Below are 19,081 nucleotides of genomic sequence, written 5' to 3' on the forward strand. Positions count from 1 at the left end.
CGCATTCGGGCATCTGCTGTTTGCTTGGATAGCCTGATTAATTCGAAACTGGTGTGTTGTTTCATTGCTAAAAAAGGTGAGTAACGGATATAGCAATTAGATCACATTTTTTCGCGGAATGGTATTAAAACAAACCACCACTGAAGTCTGCGCGCAAACTCATCAAAATGTGGTGCAGTTTGATATCCGCACGGGCCAGTTATTGTTTCCTGCCAATTTAGCAACGAACGATATCGTTTCCATCATTAAAGGGCTGATGGCATGAAGATGTTTGTTGATGTGCCCACCGTTTATTTATGTGTCGATATGGTCGATTTTCGTAAATCGCTTAATGGATTAGCGCCTTAGTGGAAGCAGAGCTTGAACTACCGGTGCTCAGTGGTGCGCTATTTGTGTTTTGTAATAAAGGCCGTGATAAGCTCAAACTGCTGTACTGGGATAACACCGGCTTTGCACTGTGGTATAAGCGATTAGATAAATATAAGTTCAAATGGCATAAACTCATACGGTATGTAGATGATGGCAGACTGAGTATTGATAATAATCGTGCAGAGGGGGCGGTAAAACCGTTTGTGATAGGCCGAAACAATTGGTTATTTAGTCAAACGGCTAACGGTGCACATGCCAGCGCCAGACTTTACAACATTGTCGAAACCGCAAAGGTAAATGGTTTAATCCCATTTGATTACATCATGGCTTGCCTTAATGAACTGTGCCAACCAGCACTGGATATCGACAGTCTGTTACCATGGAATGTTAAACAGTAGGTGTAGTTGCCCAGACGCTTATGAAGAAGTAAAGGATTCAGGAAGTTAATAAAATGGAAAAAAATATACGTATCATGGTTTTGTTGCTTTCTTTGTTAGCGGCTTTCGGAGGGATGGCTAAGCCTCGTTTACCTGACCTAGATTTCGAAACCTACGATAAGTTCCCCAGTAGTGGGTGGAGGGTATCTGGAGGGGAGGCTGGGTATAACTTTTCGGTTGATGATAAGGTTTTTCAACGTGGGCAGCGATCAGTTTCGGTTGAGTTTAAAGGAAGTAAACCTAACGCTGGCTCCTTTGGTTATTGGTTGGCGCTCCAAGCGAAGGGGCAAAACATTAAGTTGAGGGGGGCTGTGAAAACTGAGGGTATTACTGATGGATGGGTGGGGTTGATGCTTAATGTTCACCCTGATCAAGCCTTTAGTAATATGCGAGAGCAGAAATTATTCGGTGACAATGATTGGAGGGATTTTGAGATTAGTTTGGATGTTGAACTCAAAAATGCCTCTGCGATTACAGTTGGTGGTGTGTTATCGGGTAATGGGAAAGTTTGGTTCGATGATCTTCAGATACTGATAGACGATAAACCATTAACAAGTTCTCAACTACGTGAGACTCCTCGCGCATATAAGGATGACGAATTTGATTCTGGTTCAATGTTGGTTTTGTCTGGGGTGGATGAGGCAACACTAATAAACTTAGACCTTTTAGGGAGGGTGTGGGGGTTTCTGAAATATCACCATCCAAATGTGGGAGGGGGAGATTATAACTGGGATTATGAATTGTTTAGGTTTCTTCCAGATTATCTTTCAGTTGTGGATGTTCAGGAGAGAGACAAGAGTCTGGTAGGTTGGATCGATCGGTTAGGTAAGGTGACTCCGTGTATTGATTGTAAAGTGACAAATCAGGAGTCTGTTCTGAAGCCAGATCATAGATGGTTTTATGAATTTGGTCTATCAAAAGAACTAATCAAAAAATTGAACTCGGTTTATGAGGGGCGGAGACAAGGCGCGAGCTTTTATGTAACCACAAACAGCAGGCGGAGGGTCATTTTTTCAAATGAAAAAGCTTATTCTAATATGCCGTATCCAGATGATGGGTTTAGATTATTAGCTTTATACCGGTATTGGAACTTGGTTCAATATTTTTTTCCGTATAAGCATTTGACTGATAAGGAGTGGAGTAGTGTTCTCGCTGAATATATTCCATTGTTTCTAGGGGCAAAAAATCGGTTAGATTATGAAAAAGTGGCGCTATCTTTAATGGGTGAGCTTAAGGATACGCATGCTAATTTATGGGCTGGTCGCGGTGAAGTTGAAAAAATGCGAGGTGAATTTTACCCACCAGTTTTCACAAGGTTTGTTGAGGGTGAGCTTGTTGTGGTGGATTTTTACACGGAAAACAAGCGTGATACCAGCGATATGTCCCGCCTGAGCGGCCTGTCTATAGGTGATGTTATTACAGAGATCGATGGTGTCGCCGTGGAAGAGTTGGTTAGGGATAAGCTGCGTTATTACCCTGCATCAAATGAAGCTTCAAGGCTAAGAGATATTGCTCCTGATTTGTTGAGGTCGAATAAGGCTAAAATAGATATAAGCTTTAGGCGCGACAAGTTAATGGGTAATACGTCGCTAAAATTATTCAAAAAGGAAGAGTTGCACGTTTTCCAGTTGTATCGCAAACCTAAGGGTGAAAAAAGCTATAAAACTATCGATGGGGATATTGGTTACGTTACGTTGGCCACCATTGAAAAAATGGATTTGGATTCTATAAAAAATCAATTCAAGGATGCGGCAGGCATTATAATTGATATTCGAAATTATCCTAACACTCCATCAATGTATAGCTTGGGTTCATTTTTCGTGGAAGATAAAAGAGCATTCGCGAAATTCACTTATCCAAACATAAATAACCCGGGTGAGTTTGGCGTTGGTAATGTAGCGGTTCTTAAACCGTCGGAAGTGACTTTTAAAGGAAAGCTAGTTGTCTTAGTGAATGAAAACACGCAAAGTCAAGCTGAGTTTACTGCGATGGCATTTAGGGCGGGTAGAGACACTGCGATAATAGGGAGTAAAACGTCAGGTGCAGATGGCAACATTGTGAGCTTTGCTCTGCCGGGTCTATTAAGGACGACTTTTTCCGGTCTTGGAGTTTATTATCCTGACGGTGGAGAAACTCAAAGAGTAGGTATTATTCCTGATTTAGAGGTGAAGCAAACCATAGAAGGAGTGAAAGAAGGTAGGGATGAGTTAGTGGAAAAGGCTATTGAGGTAATTAGAACCAGGGAAGCTGCGATTAAGTAGTCAGATTCTCCCTACATGAGCCCTGTTTGAAAAAGCAGGAGGCATAATCGATGAAAATCTGGAGCAATATTTTCTAGCTTGGCACTAAGGAGCTGCGCAGTGTCATGGGTGACGTTACCATGATAATACTAATTGTGTTTTTATTCAGTGCGCAAATTTATTCGCGATCAACCGCCATTAGTGAGTCGGTCAATAACGCATCAATTGCGATCGTTGACGAAGATCACTCAACGCTGTCGCGTAACATTGCCAATGCTTTCTATCCTCCTTATTTTAAGTTTGCAGAGCAAATATCTGCGAGCGAGGTAGACCAAGTCATGGACCAAGATCGCTTTATGTTTGTGGTAATCATTCCACCGCGTTTTGAGGCGGATGTGCGTGATGGGCGCTTACCGAGTGTGCAAATCGATGTTGATGCGACCGCTGTGACTCAAGCAAGCTTAGGTAATAGCTATATTCAAAGCATCATCACTAAGGAGGTTAACTTTTTTGTTAATCGGTCTAATGCAACCATCGATTACCCCGTGGTATTAGTTCAACGACGCGCGTTTAATCCTAATGGCACAATGAGCTGGTTTAGTTCAATGGGAGCGCTGCTCGATAATGTCACCTTGTTGGCTATTATTCTGACCGGTGCAGCCTTACTGCGTGAACGTGAGCATGGCACAATCGAACATTTATTGGTCATGCCGCTGACGTCATTTCAAATCATTATGTCCAAGGTTTGAGCCAATGGACTAATTGTGCTGATAGCCTTTTCGTTGTCACTTTTCTTTATGGTCGAAACATTATTGGATGTCCCCATTGCGGGATCGCGTTGGTTATTATTGGTGGGACGACGATTTATTTATTTTCAGCAGTCTCAATCGGGATATTTCTTGGCACCATAGCCCGCACCATGGCGCAGTTTGCTTTATTGTTAATGATTGTCATCATTCCTATGATGTTATTGTCTGGGGGCATTACTCCCATTGAGAGTCAACCTGCAATTGTTCAACCATTTACATGGATTTTCCCTTCACGGCACTTTATGGCATTTTCGCAGTCAGTCGTCTTTCGTGGGGCTGACTTTAGTATTGTGTGGCCCGAGTTATTGAATATCATCACCTTGGGGATGGTATTTTTTGTTAGCAGTCTAGCGCTGTTTAGACCCTCAATTGCTGTCAATAAGTAGTGGGATAGTTGACTGGTTATTTTATCCATCATGTCGTTAAATCATTAAGCCACCCATAAAGGTGGCTTTGTGGTGCTAACAATAATACAAGTTATGCATTATTAATTTTTTGTTTTAAGTCATATGAATCTTCAGTAATAACCCGTTCTAATACTTCAATGCGTTGACGTAATGAGCTGATTTCATCGTGCAGAGATTTATTATTATTTGCTTGTTCGTTTGCCGCTATGCTTTGGCGCTCTTTAAGCTTCATTATGCTAACAATAAAACTGCCTATAATGGCGATGATTGGGATTAATAGTGCCAGTGTCGCAGGGTTCATAACATATCCTTATTGATGTATTGCGTTGTGAGTTATTGTGACGTTTTCAATTAGAATTACCAGTGACAAAAGTCATTTAAACAGGATTACAGTCGTAATTAATCATAATTATTGAATTTTAAGATGTTGAATAAATGCCATTTTTGAATTTTTATATCCATTTTAAATTTTTTTATTCAATAGCCTTGATATCAAACACGGTGTCCATATATCTAATTTTGTAGCAGAGATAGATAACGAAATGCTCGAATGAGGTTTTACTACTCTGACTATGACAGTGCCGTAAGGGCTGTTATCAACGTCGCTACTTTTATGAAAAAGTGGTCATTATTTTACATATTGCTTTAGACAAGGATATGAACATGCGAAACTTTAATCTTACTCCAGATTTAGCCCCTCTTTACCGTAGCGCAATTGGTTTTGATCGTTTAGCTCAATTAGCTGAACATGCAGCTGCCAATAATGCTAACAGTGGTTACCCACCTTATAATATTGAATTACTTGGCGAAAATCGTTATCGGATCACTATGGCGGTTGCAGGCTTTGCAATGTCTGAGCTAGACATTATGAGTGAAGGTGAAAAACTGTTAGTAAAAGGCAATAAAACAACTAAGAATGATGATCGTAAGTATTTACACCAAGGCATAGCTGAACGAGGCTTTGAGCGTACTTTCCAATTAGCAGATTATGTTCGAGTTGTGGGCGCTGAATTAGAAAACGGCTTATTAAATATTGATTTAGTCCGTGAAATTCCTGAAGCGATGAAACCACGAAAAATTGATATTGTGAGTACAAACACACTAGGTTAATTCTGTGTGGCCCATTACATGGGCAGATAAAGTGGTGGCTAAAACATACGGTTACCACTTTATTGTTTATCTGTTCTCTATTGTTTATCACTCCCCAATTTTGCTTATTGCTTATGCCTAGTATCTTTTTGATACTAGGTTTTTTTGTTTAACAGCACAGGCCCGGGGCCCTGTGCTGCGAGTACGTCTTCAGGGTTATACAAGGGGCAATGGTTCATCGATAAACAGCCACAGCCGATGCAGCCTTCAAGCGAATCTTTCAACTTTTGTAATTGATTAATACGTTGCGTCAGAGTGTCTTTCCACATCAGTGATAAGCTAGCCCAATCTTGTTTTGTGGCTGTTCGTCCATTGGGCAGAGACGCAAATGCACTGCCAATCTCATCTAATGATATGCCTAATTGTTGTGCTGCTTTGATAAGTGAAATCCGCCTTATCACATCCCGTGAATAACGGCGCTGATTACCTTGATTACGCCAACTGCTGATCAGGCCCTTTTGTTCATAGAAATGGATTGCTGAGATGTTTATGCCGCATCGTTTAGCAACTTGACCAACACTGAGTTCTGTATCAATTGTCATCGTGTTTCCTTTTTTTTATTTTTACAAATATAACACTTTACCTCAAGTTAACTTGAGGTATTAAGCTGTGCAATGTCAAATTATGAAGGAGTAACAAGATGAGGCTAGAACATTTAAATTTAGTCGTGAACGATTTAGAAGAGACATTAACCTTCTATCGTGCTGCGTTTCCCCATTGGCGCGTTCGTGGTGGCGGTGAGTCGACATGGCATGGTACACCACGTAAATGGCTTCACTTTGGCGATGACTATCAGTATTTGTCGCTCAATGACTCTGGGACTGGAGCTGCGCGTGATCTTAAAAGTAATGCTATTGGTTTGGCTCATTTTGCTTATGTTGTCGATAATGTGGATGCGTTAGTTGTAAGGCTGGCAAACGTAGGTTATCAAATTGCGATTATGGGCGCCGTTAACGAGGCTTATAAAAGTCGTTATTTTATTGACCCAAATGGTTTTGAGGTTGAATTTGTTGAGTATTTGACTGATATTCCCAGTGAGCGCAATCAGTATGATTGTTGATGTAACACAGGGCTTATCACTGTCGTTATAAGCCCTGTTGTGATTATTCTATTAAATGGTGTTATTTAAGGTAGTCTGATAAGTCGCTGTTGGCGGCAATCTCGACTTCTTGTTGTTTACCATGAAATAAATAAGCAGTTTGATCGCCAATTAAGGTGAGTGTTTCCCCTTGTCGCCATAGCGCACTGCCTTCTTGAATGCCAATAACCGGGGTTAATGGATCAACAATGGTAAACTCTAATAAGCGTTGAGCGCGAGTTTCGCCGTTATGACCTGGTAATTGGTAATTGGTGTAATGTGGGTTCAATTGAAAAGGTAAAATACCTAACGCGGTAAAAGAGGGCGGTTCAACGATTGGCATGTCGTTTGTGGTTCGAATGCTGGTACCTGTAATGTTTGAACCCGCACTCCAGCCGACGTATGGCATACCATTTTGTACTTTTTCGCGAATTAGATGCACTAAATCGTAACGATACAACTCGTTTAGTAATTGAAAGGTGTTACCACCGCCAACCAAAACACCATCAGCGTTTTCAATTGCCTGTTTTGGATCTGCAAATTGGTGAATACTGCTGATACTTATAGGTAATGTGGCGAGTGCGGTTTTGACTTTGGTTAAATACTCATCATAACTTACGCTGACGCCAGCATAAGGAATAAATACCCAGTGTTGTCCAGGTTTTGTCAGTGGGCGAATGAGTTCAACTGTGTGAGTTAAATAAGCCGAATCACCAACGCGAGAGGCACTTAACATTAATGCGTTAATCGTCATGAAAATCCTTTTTGGTTATATTTTTAGCTAGTTTATCAAAGATTAATCCGTGCAAACATGGAGTTTATCATGGTTTGGTATTTTTCAGTTTCAATTAAGAATCCCTGCATAAACTCTGCTCGCTAGATTTTTGAGTCTGTTTTATTTGCCTAAAAAAGTCATAAATCTTTTTTAATATTTATAAGCTTGAATTCTAAAATTATGGACATATTATGTCTATAGTAACAATCGTTAATCGGCATTTTGCCATACAGGAGCTTAAATGAAGCGTATATTTTTGTTGATTGCAACCAACTTAGCCATTTTACTGGTTGCCTCAATTGTCATGTCTATTCTAGGGGTTAATACCCAAACTATGGGTGGACTGTTAGTATTTGCTGCCATTTTTGGTTTTGGTGGCGCATTTATCAGTTTAGCCATTTCAAAATGGATGGCCAAAAAGACCATGGGTTGTGAAGTCATTACCCAGCCTCGTGACAATACAGAGCGTTGGTTAGTTGAAACGGTTGCTCGCCAGGCTAAACAAGCCGGCATTAACATGCCAGAAGTGGCCATATATCAGTCGCCTGAAATGAATGCGTTTGCGACAGGGCCAAGTAAAAACAATTCGCTTGTTGCAGTAAGTTCTGGCTTGCTTTACGGCATGACACAAGATGAAATCGAAGGGGTGCTTGCTCATGAGGTCAGTCACGTAGCCAATGGTGATATGGTGACACTAACCCTTATTCAAGGTGTGGTGAATACCTTCGTTATTTTTGCTGCACGTGTTGTTGCTGGGATCATAGATAACTTTGTATCAAGTAATGACGAAGAAGGCGAAGGCCTAGGCATGTTTGCCTATATGGCGGTTGTTTTTGTACTTGATATGTTATTTGGTATTTTGGCATCAATAATCGTGGCTTACTTTTCACGCATTCGTGAATTTAAAGCTGATGAAGGTGCTGCGCGCTTAGCCGGTAAAAGTAAAATGATTGCTGCATTAGAGCGTTTACGTCAAGGCCCTGAGTCTGGAGCTATGCCTGCTCAAATGTCGGCATTTGGTATTAATGGCAAGCGCTCAATGGCTGAACTGATGATGAGCCACCCACCATTGGAAAAACGTATAGCAGCATTAAAAAATAGCTAATATATACAGTTGTTTGTTCTGTTTATTACAATAAGGAGCCTAGTGCTCCTTATTTGTTTTATAGCCCATTTCTATGCTTAAATACGTAAAGTAAAGATAGCGTGATTTTGTATTTATGATTTATAGTTAAATTGCTCTGTGTAGTTTGCTGTTCATCCATCACCTTGGCCAAATGTTCTTTCAAGGTTTTTTTCCGCATAGTGACGTAAGCCAGAGACTTTTATATGTAGTTATTTAACAAAAAGTCGATAACGACGTAAAAAGTTATTTAATGCAAACCGACACTATCTGCTAAGCACGTTTTACTTTTTTGTAGAATACACCTTTGCGAATAAACTGCTTAGGTGATTTGGGCAAAGCCCATTTGACTCGATTAACATTCTGTTTGCTCTAACAAAATTAAACTAGCTCAGAACAATCGGCCCTAATAGATGAACTGTTACTAGGCCAAATGAGTTGCGGTTAATGACCGTTAGCGATAATGCCGGTGATGGGGTTAGTCACCAATATTGATATGTTTTTTAGGAAGGTGATATGTTAAAGACAGCTATTTCTCAGTCTCAACTTAGGGAGTGGCAGCAGGAGATTAATGATATCTCTGCCGAATTTCGTCTTACTATTACATTCAATCAGCTCAATACAAGGGATCATCGTTTTGAGGCGCTTTGTATCAGTCAATCAACTCCCGAGCGTGTCTGCCAACAGCATAAAATTAGTTTGTTGCAATACATTAATGCGGATCTTGAAAAACACACCCAGGACAGTACTACTCCTGAAGTAGACATACATCATCAGTTAATTCGCAGTAAAGAAGGACACATTATTGCGGCGCTGAGTTTTAGTGCTGTGAATCACGATTTAGATAAACTCGGCCTATTCCAACCGTTAAGTGCAATTCAAGTTCGTATCGCTGATATGTTGAGTAATGCTATTTGTGTGTATGTAAACAGTAGTGATTTGGACATTAAGAGCGACACGGGCATTTCTCATGCTGTTGATGTTCAGGCTTTTATCAACGCATTTGATGAACATATTTGGATTAAAGACCTTCATGGCATTTATATCGGCTGCAATAAAAGTGTTGAGCGTGCCTGGCGTAAAACAACAGAGCAAATTGTGGGTAAATCTGACTTTGACTTGTTTGATAAGCGCACCGCTGATTCGTTTGTTGAAGGCGATAAATTAGCTATCGAGGCTGGTACAACTGTGGTGGTATCAGAGTGCGAGGAAGTCGATTTACATTTTAATAAAGTCTGGCTTGAAACCATTAAAGCTCCCATTCACGATGATCAAGGTCAGCCAATCGGGGTGATTGGTATGACGCGAAATATCGCTAAACATAAAGAGGCGCAAGAGCAATTGGTGTTAGCGGCAAATGTATTTCAAAATGCCGTAGAAGGGGTCGTGATTACAGATAGTGATGGTAATATCACAGAAATTAATCAAGCATTTACAGACATTACTGGCTATAGCCGAGAAGAGGTGATGGGTAAAAATCCCAGCATATTAAGCTCTGGCCGCCATCCTAAAAGTTTCTTTGAGCGTTTATGGAATACCCTGCTAGTACAAGGTAAATGGCATGGAGAAATTTGGAATCGTCGTAAGCACGGAGCTATTTTTCCGCAAGCAATCACCATTAGTGCTGTTTTTGATAAGCAAAATATTATTCAATATTATGTGGCGGTATTTGCTGATATTTCTGTCCAAAAACAAAATGAAGAAAAGCTCAAAAATCTAGCTTACTTTGACCCCTTGACACAATTGCCTAACCGTATGCAATTTATGTCGTTAGTTGAACAAGAGTTAAGTCATTCTAATCGTGCGAAAAAGCAATTAGCGATTATATTTTTAGATATCGATTTTTTTAAACACATCAATGACAGTTTAGGCCATGTGATTGGTGATGAAATTCTCGTTGAATTAGCTAAACGTTTGTCTTATGCATTATCGGACTATGATGTACTTGCACGTTTAAGCGGTGATGAATTTGTTGTGATGCTGCCCAGTATTTCGGGAACGGATTCGGTCACCTCATCGGTAGATAGGCTTCGCAGCGTGTTTGAGCGCCCGTTTATTCTCGATAATGCTCAGTCAGTCAGATTGACTGCAAGCATGGGCGTGGCAATTTACCCAAGTGATGGTGATGACCATGACAGTTTATTGCGCAATGCTGATGCAGCAATGCACCGGGCAAAACTTGATGGACGCAACAACTACGCGTTTTATACTGAGTCAATGACAAAGCAAGCTGTGGCTCAATTAAAATTGCAAACCGCATTGCATCAGGCAATGGCTAATGACGATTTTTACCTTGTATATCAGCCCAAATTAACACTCAAAGACAACACAACTTGTGGTTTTGAAGCCCTAATTCGCTGGCATGATCCTGTTTTAGGTGACATTTCCCCAGGTGAATTTATTCCGCTGGCTGAAAAGATTGGCTTAATTTGGGGAATAGGCTTATGGGTGTTAAAAACAGCCTGTTTACAGGGCGTTGAATGGCTAACGCAAGGAAAATCTTTTGAGCGTATTTCGGTAAACGTTGCGAGTTTACAACTTAATCGATCTGATTTTGTTGATCAGGTTAGGTTGATTTTACTGGAAACCGGTTTGCCTGCAAAACACCTAGAACTTGAAGTGACAGAGTCTTGTATGATGCACGACCCTGATGCCATTATTCGTGATTTAAAGTTACTCGGTGCAATGGGAATTGCATTGAGTATTGATGATTTTGGTACAGGATATTCATCTCTTAATTATTTAAAGAAATTGCCCATTGATAAGCTTAAAATTGATCAATCCTTTGTGCGTGATATTCCTCATGATTCTAACAATACCGCTATTGCGAAAGCCGTTATTGCATTAGGGCATGCGCTGAATTTACAAATTATTGCCGAAGGGGTAGAAACCCAAGCCCAGGCAGATTTTCTGCGTGAAAACGGATGTGATTTAGCTCAAGGGTATTTATACAGTAAACCTCAATTACCCAGTGCATTAGAGGCTTTTTTACCATTGGTGAGTGAGCATAAAGCTTAAATATTGCACTATTATACCCAACCAACCTGAAGATACGCGAGCATCTTTAGGTTGATTGGGTATATATTAAAAGCCAGCAATAAGCTGGCTTTTAATTGTTTTTGCTGTGAGATTAGTACACTAGCACTATGCGTATACGTCTACATTAACCGTTGATGATGTACTGCTGGCAGTTTCTGTTTCACCATTGTTGTAAATATTGCTCAAAGCTTCATAAAAAATACTGCCGATATCTTCATCTGACAGACCTTCAGTCATAGGCTTTAACTCATCTAAAACCGATTTTAACTCAATCTGCTGTTCTTGAGTTAATGAGGCTAACATTTCAGAAGTTGATTGTTGCTCCTCTTCGGTTAATGAAGATACCGCGTTTTCTAACCCAGGTGGTACACCGTCTTTTGGCGGCGGCGGACCATCTGGTCTTGGTGGACGTTGTGTATTTTCTGTCGAAGACATTTGAAACGATGTACTGCTGCTAGTCACTTGCATATTAACTCCTTATCAACGATCTAAAATGAATGTTTAGGGTCTGTTGATCTTTCAAGGTTGTTTTTGCAGCGAATTGTTGGTCTTTTATACAAGGCAGAGACTTTGATGTGTAGTTATTCTACATAAAAAGTCGATAACGCAGTAAAAATGGCCAACAAACACTGCCTGAAAGGTTCGGCTAAAAACGTTTTACTCTTTGTTGAATGGATTTTGCTTAGATGACTAGGCATCAATCCATTCGCCTCGATTAAAACGTTTTTAACTCGAACAAAATTTAACCAGCAAAGGTCAACAGACCCTAGCTAAAAGTGTTAGTTGCGTTTCTTTTGGCCTTGTTGCATATCTTCTGGTGGGTTATCCGGTACGGCAACAAGCTCACCATTGATCAATTGACAGGTTGCTTCAATGCTATCACCACGAGGGGTTTCAAAGCTAACCTGAGTATTTTCAGCACTATTTGCACATGCCTCTATTGCTTCTTGTGGTGGCTTGCCTCCTGGTGGATTAGCCAACACACTTGCAGATACAAGTAAACTCAGTGTAACAAAACCAATACTGATTGGGTTAAGGGTCATGGTGACGCTCCTTGGTTAGGTATTACGAGTAATATATCTGATGATTGTGAAGAAAGTGTGCAGAAATCAAGGAGATTATAATCAGAAATTACAACTGACTAGTTTGCGGCTATATTGCTGGTTATACTGTAATTTATGCAAATCTCTCAAAAATTATTTTTAGCCTTTGTTGGCTTAACCAGTATTGTACTTATCGCCACGTTATCGTTAGCGAGGTGGAGTTTCGATCAAGGTTTTTTAGACTATATAAACAGTTTAGAACAAGAACGTTTGGCCAGTTTATCAGAAGATTTACTCACACTTTATGCGGCAAGTTCTCCTCAACCCATCGAGGAAGGTGAATCATTAATTACTTGGCACGCCGTGAGTCAAAACACCTTGAATCAGGCGATTTTAGCCCATTCTCCACAGCCTAGGATCCCGCGGGATACCAATGCTGAGGGTGTTAATATGCCACCACGATCAGCAAATAGGGCTCCTGAACGTTTACCAGAACAGGCCAGACAAGGTCCTCGTTCGCCTCCACCACATTTAAGACCGCCGGTAGCGAACAAGCATCGTGGTGGGCCACCAACCGGGTTGTATTCAGCTGAAGAGCAATATATTGCGGGAACGGTCATCGATAAAAAAGCCAACAGTATTAGCTATCCATTAGTGTATAACCAGCAAGTTGTTGGTTATATATTGAGTAACCCAATACGAGAAATAGAGTCATCTTCTGCTACAGCTTTTGCAAAACAGCAACGCTGGACTAGCTTGGCGATAGGCCTTGTTTGTTTATTGCTTGCCAGTGCATTAGCCTGGTGGTTGGCTCGCTTTTTGTTGGTGCCAGTAAATCAGGTGATGTTGGGCGTATCGTATTTGTCTAAGGGTGATTATGACCAACGTTTAGCAGATAATAAACGAGCTGATGAACTAGGAATGTTAATGACAAACATTGATCATCTAGCAATGACATTAGCTAAAAATCGTAGCGCCAAAAACCGTTGGTTAGCCGATATATCGCATGAATTGAGAACCCCTTTAAGTATTTTATGTGGTGAAATAGATTCGATTAAAGCGGGCATAAGGCCATTTGATCATGTGCAGTTAACCTCTATTGAACAAGAGGTGTTAAGAATGAAGCACCTGGTTGATGATTTGTATGAGTTGTCTTTGTCTGACGTTGGTGGCCTTAGATACCATTTAAAAAGTGTTAATATTAGCGAGTCATTAGAAACGACATTGACGAGCATTACCGCAACCATTCAAGACAAAGGCTTAACGTTAACCAAACAGATTACTCCCATGCTGTTTGTGTCGGCTGATGTGAGAAGGTTAGAACAATTATTCATCAATTTATTGATGAATGCGATGGCCTATACTGATAGCCCAGGTGAAATCAATGTTCAGTTAATTCACAAAGCCAATATGATCTATTTGATTATTAATGACACCAAGCCCAGTGCATCCGAAGCAGAATGTGAATGCCTTTTTGAACCTCTTTATCGTCAAGACAGTGCAAGGACACGCAGAGGTAGTGGTGCGGGTTTAGGATTGACTATTTGTAAAAACATTGTTGAAGCACATAATGGCTCTATTAGTGCCGCGCCATCAAATATGGGCGGATTATGTATTAAAGTTCAATTACCTTTGTTGAGGAACTCATTATGAGTGGATTTGCTCATCAGCAACCGATGACAGTCTTAGTGGTAGAAGATGAACCTAAAATAGCGCAAATTTTAGTGGATTTCTTGCAGTTAGAAGGATTTAACACGCTGGTTCAATATGATGGTCGTGATGTAATTGAGACCATTAAAACCAAGGCAATTGACTTTGTGATTTTAGATTTAATGCTGCCTTACAAAGATGGCTTAACGATTTGTAGAGAAATTCGCCAGTTTTCTATGTTACCAGTATTAATGCTCACCGCCAGAGTCGATGAAATTGACCGTTTAATGGGGCTTGAGCTAGGTGCTGATGATTATGTGTGTAAGCCGTTTTCGGCCCGTGAAGTGGTCGCTAGAGTTAAAACCATTTTAAGACGGGTAGAAAACACCCAAGGTAGCCAGAATGAGCAAATTATTCGCTATAAGCATATCGATTTAAATATTGAACGCTTTAAGTGTCACGTTGATCAACAAGAGGTTGAGCTTACACCGGTAGAGTTTAGGTTGTTACAAACCTTGCTTAAACGCCCTGGGGTTGTCCATTCTCGCGACAGTTTAATGCAAGTGTGCTACGTCGACGATCGTATTGTCAGCTCACGTACAATTGATAGCCATGTTAAAAACTTACGCCACAAACTGGCTCAAGTCACAAAACAAAAAGAAGTATTGCATTCTATTTATGGGGTTGGCTATAAAGTAGAGTGATAAGCCCGCGTTAGGCTTAAATATGGCCATTTAAGGCATCAATTTACTCTTTATCCTCAATGTCTGCACCCTGTCTGCACATTTGCTGAGTAATATACCTGTAAAAGGACTTTCAGGTTTATATTTATGTTTTCATTGATGATTTATTTACTGTTGTGTTGTCAATCATTTATGGTTATTAGCCTATTGATTGTATTTTTGACTCAAGACGATTCGACTAAATTAACAGAGCAATCTTACTGATTTGCTACAGCATTTGTTATTCACAGTTCAGGTGAGTTGTAATTTTTGAATAACATTGATTAACGTCACTCTGCTTTTTTACAAAGCATAATATTCATTTTGGTTTATTTTGCTTATCAAAAAATCACTATCTCTTAGGTCGCTAACGCCAAAATTTTATCAATCATTGCAATAATTGGATCTCATTGACCGTTTACAATCTTTATTTTTTCCTTAGGCTCTGTGGTTCTATCAGGCATCTTTTTGCATTAAAGTTCGATAAATCGGTATCTTCATGGTTTTTTTTCGTTAAATACTTTTGTTTACTCGCCCAGTGGCTGGCTTTTGTTTAGAATGTGCCAGTTATTGGTGTTGTTTTGTAGAGTGTACTTTGCTAACTATGTAAGCAATGGCCTATAACAAGTTCATAAGATACTTTTCCACTGGCACTGGCCATTCGGAATACATTTATACTGAGGTGGACTGTTTTTCTGCCTAGGAGCATTAATGCAACTGTTTGTAAAAGATTTAACCGTTATTGATTTTTCTTACCTGTGCCCAATTAGAGGCATGGTGGGTGAAAGCTGGATTGTTGATGTTCTGCTTGATGGCGGCTTAGATGATCAAAATATGGTGTTAGATTTCGCTAAGGTAAAACGCACCATTAAAAATACCATCGACGATGTCGCTGATCATCGCTTGCTCATTCCTACAGCTTGCAGTGAAGTGCGCTGGCAACAAAAGGGTGACAGAGTATGGATGGACTTTTCGAGTCAAAAAGGGGATATCCACCTTGCATGCCCATCACAAGCATTTGCTTTGATCCCAACTGACATTATTGATTATGAAAGTGTTAACGATTTTTTAAAAAAAGCCCTTCGCGAAGTATTACCTGAAAATGTGCAAGGGATCAGCTTAACTCTGCGCAGTGAAGTGTTAAATACGCCGTATTATCATTACAGTCATGGTTTACGTAAACACGACGGTAATTGCCAACGTATTGCTCACGGACACCGCAGTCCTGTTACCGTATTTGAAAACGGCATTGCCGAACCTAAATGGGACCAATATTGGGCAGATCGTTGGCAAGATGTGTACTTAGGTACTGAAGAAGATCTCGTGTCTGTCAATACGCTAGAGCTGTCAAAGCAAACTAATATCAATGACGAAACTCACTTCGGTTTTCACTACATGGCGCCACAAGGTGATTTTCAGTTGGCCATGCCAAAACAATGTTGTGATTTAATTCCTCACGATACCACTGTTGAGTTGTTAGCAGACTATATGGCCAGTACCTTGGCAAGCAAGGTGCCTGAAAGTCATTTTAAAGTCATCGCATATGAAGGTATTGGTAAAGGGGCTATTGCGGTTAAAGGTTAATATATTCAAATTTGGGCTGCCAGAAGGTGGCCCTTTTTTTATCTTTTTGTGTTTAATACAAGGAATTCAACGTGATGTTTTTTTTGCAATCACCATTAAAGACACTAACCACTGCCGCGATGTTTTGTGCTTGTGTGTGCAGTACAGCTGCAATGGCCGTGACTTTTCAAGGTACATTTGAACAAGGCGCATTAGTTCGCGGTACTGTGCCGCCAGGCAGTAAAATTTTACTGAATGGTGAACCTGTAAAAGTAACGCCAAATGGGCAGTTTGCTATTGGTTTTGATCGCGATGCCAAATCAGATCAGATGTTGAAAGTGACTTATCCTGATGGTTTGACAGAAATTAAGCCGCTAAAAATCGCCGCCAAACAATATAAAATTGACCGAGTAAGCGGCATTAGTCAAACCATTATGAAGCCTGACCCTGTTGCGCAGGCAAGAGCGGTTAAAGATGCTGAACAAACCCGAGCAGCACGAAACATATTCACAGAACAGCAAGCCTTTATGCAGTCGTTTATTTGGCCTGTTACAGGCCGAATATCAGGCGTTTATGGTAGTCAGCGAGTGTATAACGATGTTCCTGGAAATCCTCATTTTGGTGTTGATGTTGCGCGCCCAACTGGCACCGTAGTTGTTGCGCCTGCTGATGGCGTCATTACGTTAGCAGAACCTGATATGTTTTATTCAGGTGGTACTGTAATTATTGACCACGGCTATGGCGTGAGTTCCAGTTTTTTACACCTCAGTAAATTGTATTTAAACGTTGGCGACAAAGTAGCGCAGGGCGATAAAGTGGCAGAAATTGGCGCAACAGGCCGAGTAACAGGTCCGCATTTAGATTGGCGTTTAAACTGGTTTCAAATGCGTTTAGACCCTGTATCAATTGTACCGCCAATGGAAAAAGTATTAGCTGCCCAGCAGTCGGCAAACTGATTTATTAAAAAGTGAACTCGCGCCTGGTGTTGGCCAAGCTAATAAGGTGGTTAGATGCACATACAGCTAGATGATTTGCAAAGCACAGGTGTAATTGAGTTATTACAAGCACATTTAGCGGACATGTATGCCACCTCGCCACCCGAAAGCGTGCATGCATTAGATATAGATGCATTAAAACATCCAAGTATTACCTTTTGGTGTGCAAAGCAACATAATGTCGTTCTTGGTTGTGTGGCAATAAAAGAGCTTAATATAGCCCATGGTGAAATTAAGTCAATGCGTACAGCTGCAGCCGCGAGAAACCAGGGCGTGGCGACAGCGTTGTTGTTGCATTTGCTCAGTGAGGCGAAACGTCGTGGTTATCAGCAGTTGAGTTTAGAAACTGGCTCAATGGATTTTTTTGCCCCCGCAAGACGTTTGTATCAACGCCATGGCTTTGAATACTGCGGCCCATTTGCAGACTATCAAGCTGATCCTAATAGTCTGTTTATGACCAAAGTCATTGATTAAGAGAGTTAAGAACAGCGTTGATTATGCCCGAGTCGTGTAACTATTTTACTGTTCGCTGGCGATAATGGTTTGAATATCATGAGGATGCACTTTTACACAAATCCCCTTAGTTTTAAAAGCGATAGTTGGGTTGGCTAAACGCTCGTTATCGCCTTTAGGTGAACTGAGTTTTATGTTAATTTCACCGATACCAGCATGAGCATTATCAATAATACTTGCCAATTGTGGGACTTGCTCAATCAGTTCTGCCACGAGTGCTTCACAGGTTTGCGCTTGCGACGGAAACACTAATTCAATATGTTCCCAACCTTCAACTGGGTAGGTTTTATCTGACGGAAAGGGCAACTCAACACAGTCAATTTGCATTTTGCCCATGATTAACGGCTTGGTTAACTTGATGATTAAAATGGGTCTGCCGTTGATCATATTGTTGGAGATAATGTCACCATGTTGACTAAACTCATCTGCTAAAAGCTGCGCTGTTTGATGGTGGTTTACACGTAAGGCGGCGTGATCTGCCTGCAAACATAAATGATCTAGGCCTAATTGCTCAATAAAGGCATTTATTTGCAGGCTAAAGTCAGCCCAGGTGTGTTGTAACTGTTGGTAATTCATTTGCTTACTCAAATTTAACAAAAAGCGGTATTCATGGCTGTGGTTTATGGCCAGATTTCAATCGGCGTGCCCGCATCAATCATTTGCCAAAGCTCGTCCATTTCTTTGTTGGTCACGGCGATACAACCGTTGGTCCAGTTGTATTTTTGTGCTTCTTCTGGCGGTAATGGAGAGCGAGGATTCTCACCGTGGATCATGATCATCCCGCCAGCACTTATTCCTAACGCATCAGCACGTAATTTATCTTCTTCGTTAGGGTATGAAATATGAATCGATTTATAGAAGGCGCTGTCGGATTTTTTATAATCTAATGTGTAGCGGCCTTGAGGGGTACGTTGATCACCTTCTTTTAACTTATGGCCTTGTGGCATATCACCCATGGCAATAAGGTAACTTTTGACTATTTTGCCGTCGCGCATAACTGATAAACGAGATTCAGACTTGTTTACAACAACAAGATCGACTTTTGCGTGTAATGCCTGTGATGATGAAGCATTTACCAACAGAGGGCTTAAAGATACCAACATGAATAATATGGACAGCGCGCGCATGAAATCTCCGTAAATCAATGACCATTTTAATTTTTATTGTAA

Annotated in this window: 20 protein-coding genes and 1 pseudogene; 13 read left to right on the plus strand and 8 right to left on the minus strand. The window is 40.6% G+C overall.

Translation table 11 applies throughout. The features are described 5' to 3' along the window. Nucleotides 1–347: 347 nt before the first annotated feature. The 4 genes from tnpB to IEW93_RS22090 all read left to right on the plus strand — a co-directional run bounded on the left by tnpB (nt 348) and on the right by IEW93_RS22090 (nt 4,241). Nucleotides 348–767, plus strand: coding sequence for an IS66 family insertion sequence element accessory protein TnpB (gene tnpB, locus IEW93_RS18825; protein WP_188740782.1), 420 nt, complete (start codon nt 348–350; stop codon nt 765–767). Nucleotides 768–820: 53 nt separating this feature from the next. Continuing rightward, the gene (locus IEW93_RS18830; RefSeq protein WP_188740783.1) at nt 821–3,067 is read left to right on the plus strand and encodes a S41 family peptidase; all 2,247 of its coding nucleotides are present in this window, start codon (nt 821–823) and stop codon (nt 3,065–3,067) included. Nucleotides 3,068–3,186: 119 nt separating this feature from the next. Beyond that, on the plus strand, nt 3,187–3,795 hold the full coding sequence (locus IEW93_RS22085; RefSeq protein WP_229706715.1) for an ABC transporter permease: 609 nt from the start codon (nt 3,187–3,189) through the stop codon (nt 3,793–3,795). An 89-nt stretch (nt 3,796–3,884) separates the two neighbouring features. Then, complete coding sequence (locus tag IEW93_RS22090; RefSeq protein WP_229706716.1) at nt 3,885–4,241, plus strand: ABC transporter permease; 357 nt, start codon at nt 3,885–3,887, stop codon at nt 4,239–4,241. Nucleotides 4,242–4,332: 91 nt separating this feature from the next. Here the strand turns inward: IEW93_RS22090 and IEW93_RS18840 are convergent, their stop codons facing one another. After that, complete coding sequence (locus IEW93_RS18840) at nt 4,333–4,563, minus strand: hypothetical protein (RefSeq protein ID WP_188740784.1); 231 nt, start codon at nt 4,561–4,563, stop codon at nt 4,333–4,335. A 362-nt stretch (nt 4,564–4,925) separates the two neighbouring features. Between IEW93_RS18840 and IEW93_RS18845 the strand changes: the two genes are divergently transcribed. Further along, nucleotides 4,926–5,372, plus strand: coding sequence for an Hsp20 family protein (locus IEW93_RS18845; RefSeq protein ID WP_188740785.1), 447 nt, complete (start codon nt 4,926–4,928; stop codon nt 5,370–5,372). 134 nt (nt 5,373–5,506) lie between these two features. On the opposite strand, the gene soxR is transcribed toward IEW93_RS18845, so the two are convergent. Next, on the minus strand, nt 5,507–5,953 hold the full coding sequence (gene soxR, locus IEW93_RS18850; protein WP_188740786.1) for a redox-sensitive transcriptional activator SoxR: 447 nt from the start codon (nt 5,951–5,953) through the stop codon (nt 5,507–5,509). 98 nt (nt 5,954–6,051) lie between these two features. On the opposite strand from soxR, the gene IEW93_RS18855 reads away from it, so the two are divergent. Further along, a complete protein-coding gene (locus IEW93_RS18855) occupies nt 6,052–6,471 on the plus strand; it encodes a VOC family protein (RefSeq protein WP_188740787.1) in 420 nt (139 codons plus the stop codon). Between the two features lie 61 nt (nt 6,472–6,532). Here IEW93_RS18855 and pepE read toward each other — a convergent pair whose 3' ends face one another. Further along, nucleotides 6,533–7,243 (minus strand): dipeptidase PepE, encoded by a 711-nt coding sequence (gene pepE / locus IEW93_RS18860; RefSeq protein WP_188740788.1) that lies wholly within the window; start codon nt 7,241–7,243, stop codon nt 6,533–6,535. 262 nt (nt 7,244–7,505) lie between these two features. On the opposite strand from pepE, the gene htpX reads away from it, so the two are divergent. Continuing rightward, on the plus strand, nt 7,506–8,369 hold the full coding sequence (htpX, locus tag IEW93_RS18865) for a protease HtpX (RefSeq protein ID WP_188740789.1): 864 nt from the start codon (nt 7,506–7,508) through the stop codon (nt 8,367–8,369). Between the two features lie 534 nt (nt 8,370–8,903). Continuing rightward, nucleotides 8,904–11,405 (plus strand): sensor domain-containing protein, encoded by a 2,502-nt coding sequence (locus IEW93_RS18870; RefSeq protein WP_188740790.1) that lies wholly within the window; start codon nt 8,904–8,906, stop codon nt 11,403–11,405. Between the two features lie 126 nt (nt 11,406–11,531). Here the strand turns inward: IEW93_RS18870 and IEW93_RS18875 are convergent, their stop codons facing one another. The 3 genes and pseudogenes from IEW93_RS18875 to IEW93_RS18880 form a co-directional block, all read right to left on the minus strand. Then, complete coding sequence (locus IEW93_RS18875) at nt 11,532–11,894, minus strand: hypothetical protein (RefSeq protein WP_188740791.1); 363 nt, start codon at nt 11,892–11,894, stop codon at nt 11,532–11,534. Between the two features lie 20 nt (nt 11,895–11,914). After that, nucleotides 11,915–12,124 (minus strand): annotated as a pseudogene (locus IEW93_RS22340) (hypothetical protein). A gap of 81 nt (nt 12,125–12,205) precedes the next feature. Beyond that, complete coding sequence (locus IEW93_RS18880; RefSeq protein ID WP_188740792.1) at nt 12,206–12,469, minus strand: hypothetical protein; 264 nt, start codon at nt 12,467–12,469, stop codon at nt 12,206–12,208. Nucleotides 12,470–12,604: 135 nt separating this feature from the next. On the opposite strand from IEW93_RS18880, the gene IEW93_RS18885 reads away from it, so the two are divergent. The 5 genes from IEW93_RS18885 to IEW93_RS18905 all read left to right on the plus strand — a co-directional run bounded on the left by IEW93_RS18885 (nt 12,605) and on the right by IEW93_RS18905 (nt 17,873). After that, on the plus strand, nt 12,605–14,122 hold the full coding sequence (locus tag IEW93_RS18885) for an ATP-binding protein (protein ID WP_188740793.1): 1,518 nt from the start codon (nt 12,605–12,607) through the stop codon (nt 14,120–14,122). Then, nucleotides 14,119–14,823 carry a response regulator gene (locus tag IEW93_RS18890; protein ID WP_188740794.1) on the plus strand — a complete coding sequence of 235 codons (705 nt, stop codon included), beginning with the start codon at nt 14,119–14,121 and terminating at the stop codon, nt 14,821–14,823. The genes IEW93_RS18885 and IEW93_RS18890 overlap by 4 nt, the downstream gene beginning before the upstream one ends. 729 nt (nt 14,824–15,552) lie before the next feature. Beyond that, nucleotides 15,553–16,425, plus strand: a complete 873-nt coding sequence (locus IEW93_RS18895) for a 6-carboxytetrahydropterin synthase (RefSeq protein ID WP_188740795.1) — start codon at nt 15,553–15,555, stop codon at nt 16,423–16,425. Between the two features lie 119 nt (nt 16,426–16,544). Continuing rightward, a complete protein-coding gene (locus tag IEW93_RS18900; RefSeq protein WP_223420053.1) occupies nt 16,545–17,360 on the plus strand; it encodes a M23 family metallopeptidase in 816 nt (271 codons plus the stop codon). Nucleotides 17,361–17,414: 54 nt separating this feature from the next. Further along, a complete protein-coding gene (locus IEW93_RS18905) occupies nt 17,415–17,873 on the plus strand; it encodes a GNAT family N-acetyltransferase (RefSeq protein WP_188740796.1) in 459 nt (152 codons plus the stop codon). 45 nt (nt 17,874–17,918) lie between these two features. Here IEW93_RS18905 and IEW93_RS18910 read toward each other — a convergent pair whose 3' ends face one another. Further along, on the minus strand, nt 17,919–18,488 hold the full coding sequence (locus IEW93_RS18910) for a VOC family protein (RefSeq protein ID WP_188740797.1): 570 nt from the start codon (nt 18,486–18,488) through the stop codon (nt 17,919–17,921). 44 nt (nt 18,489–18,532) lie between these two features. Continuing rightward, on the minus strand, nt 18,533–19,015 hold the full coding sequence (locus IEW93_RS18915; RefSeq protein WP_373284947.1) for a L,D-transpeptidase family protein: 483 nt from the start codon (nt 19,013–19,015) through the stop codon (nt 18,533–18,535). Nucleotides 19,016–19,081: the final 66 nt, after the last annotated feature.

Source organism: Shewanella inventionis (assembly GCF_014641855.1).
Lineage (GTDB): Bacteria > Pseudomonadota > Gammaproteobacteria > Enterobacterales > Shewanellaceae > Shewanella > Shewanella inventionis.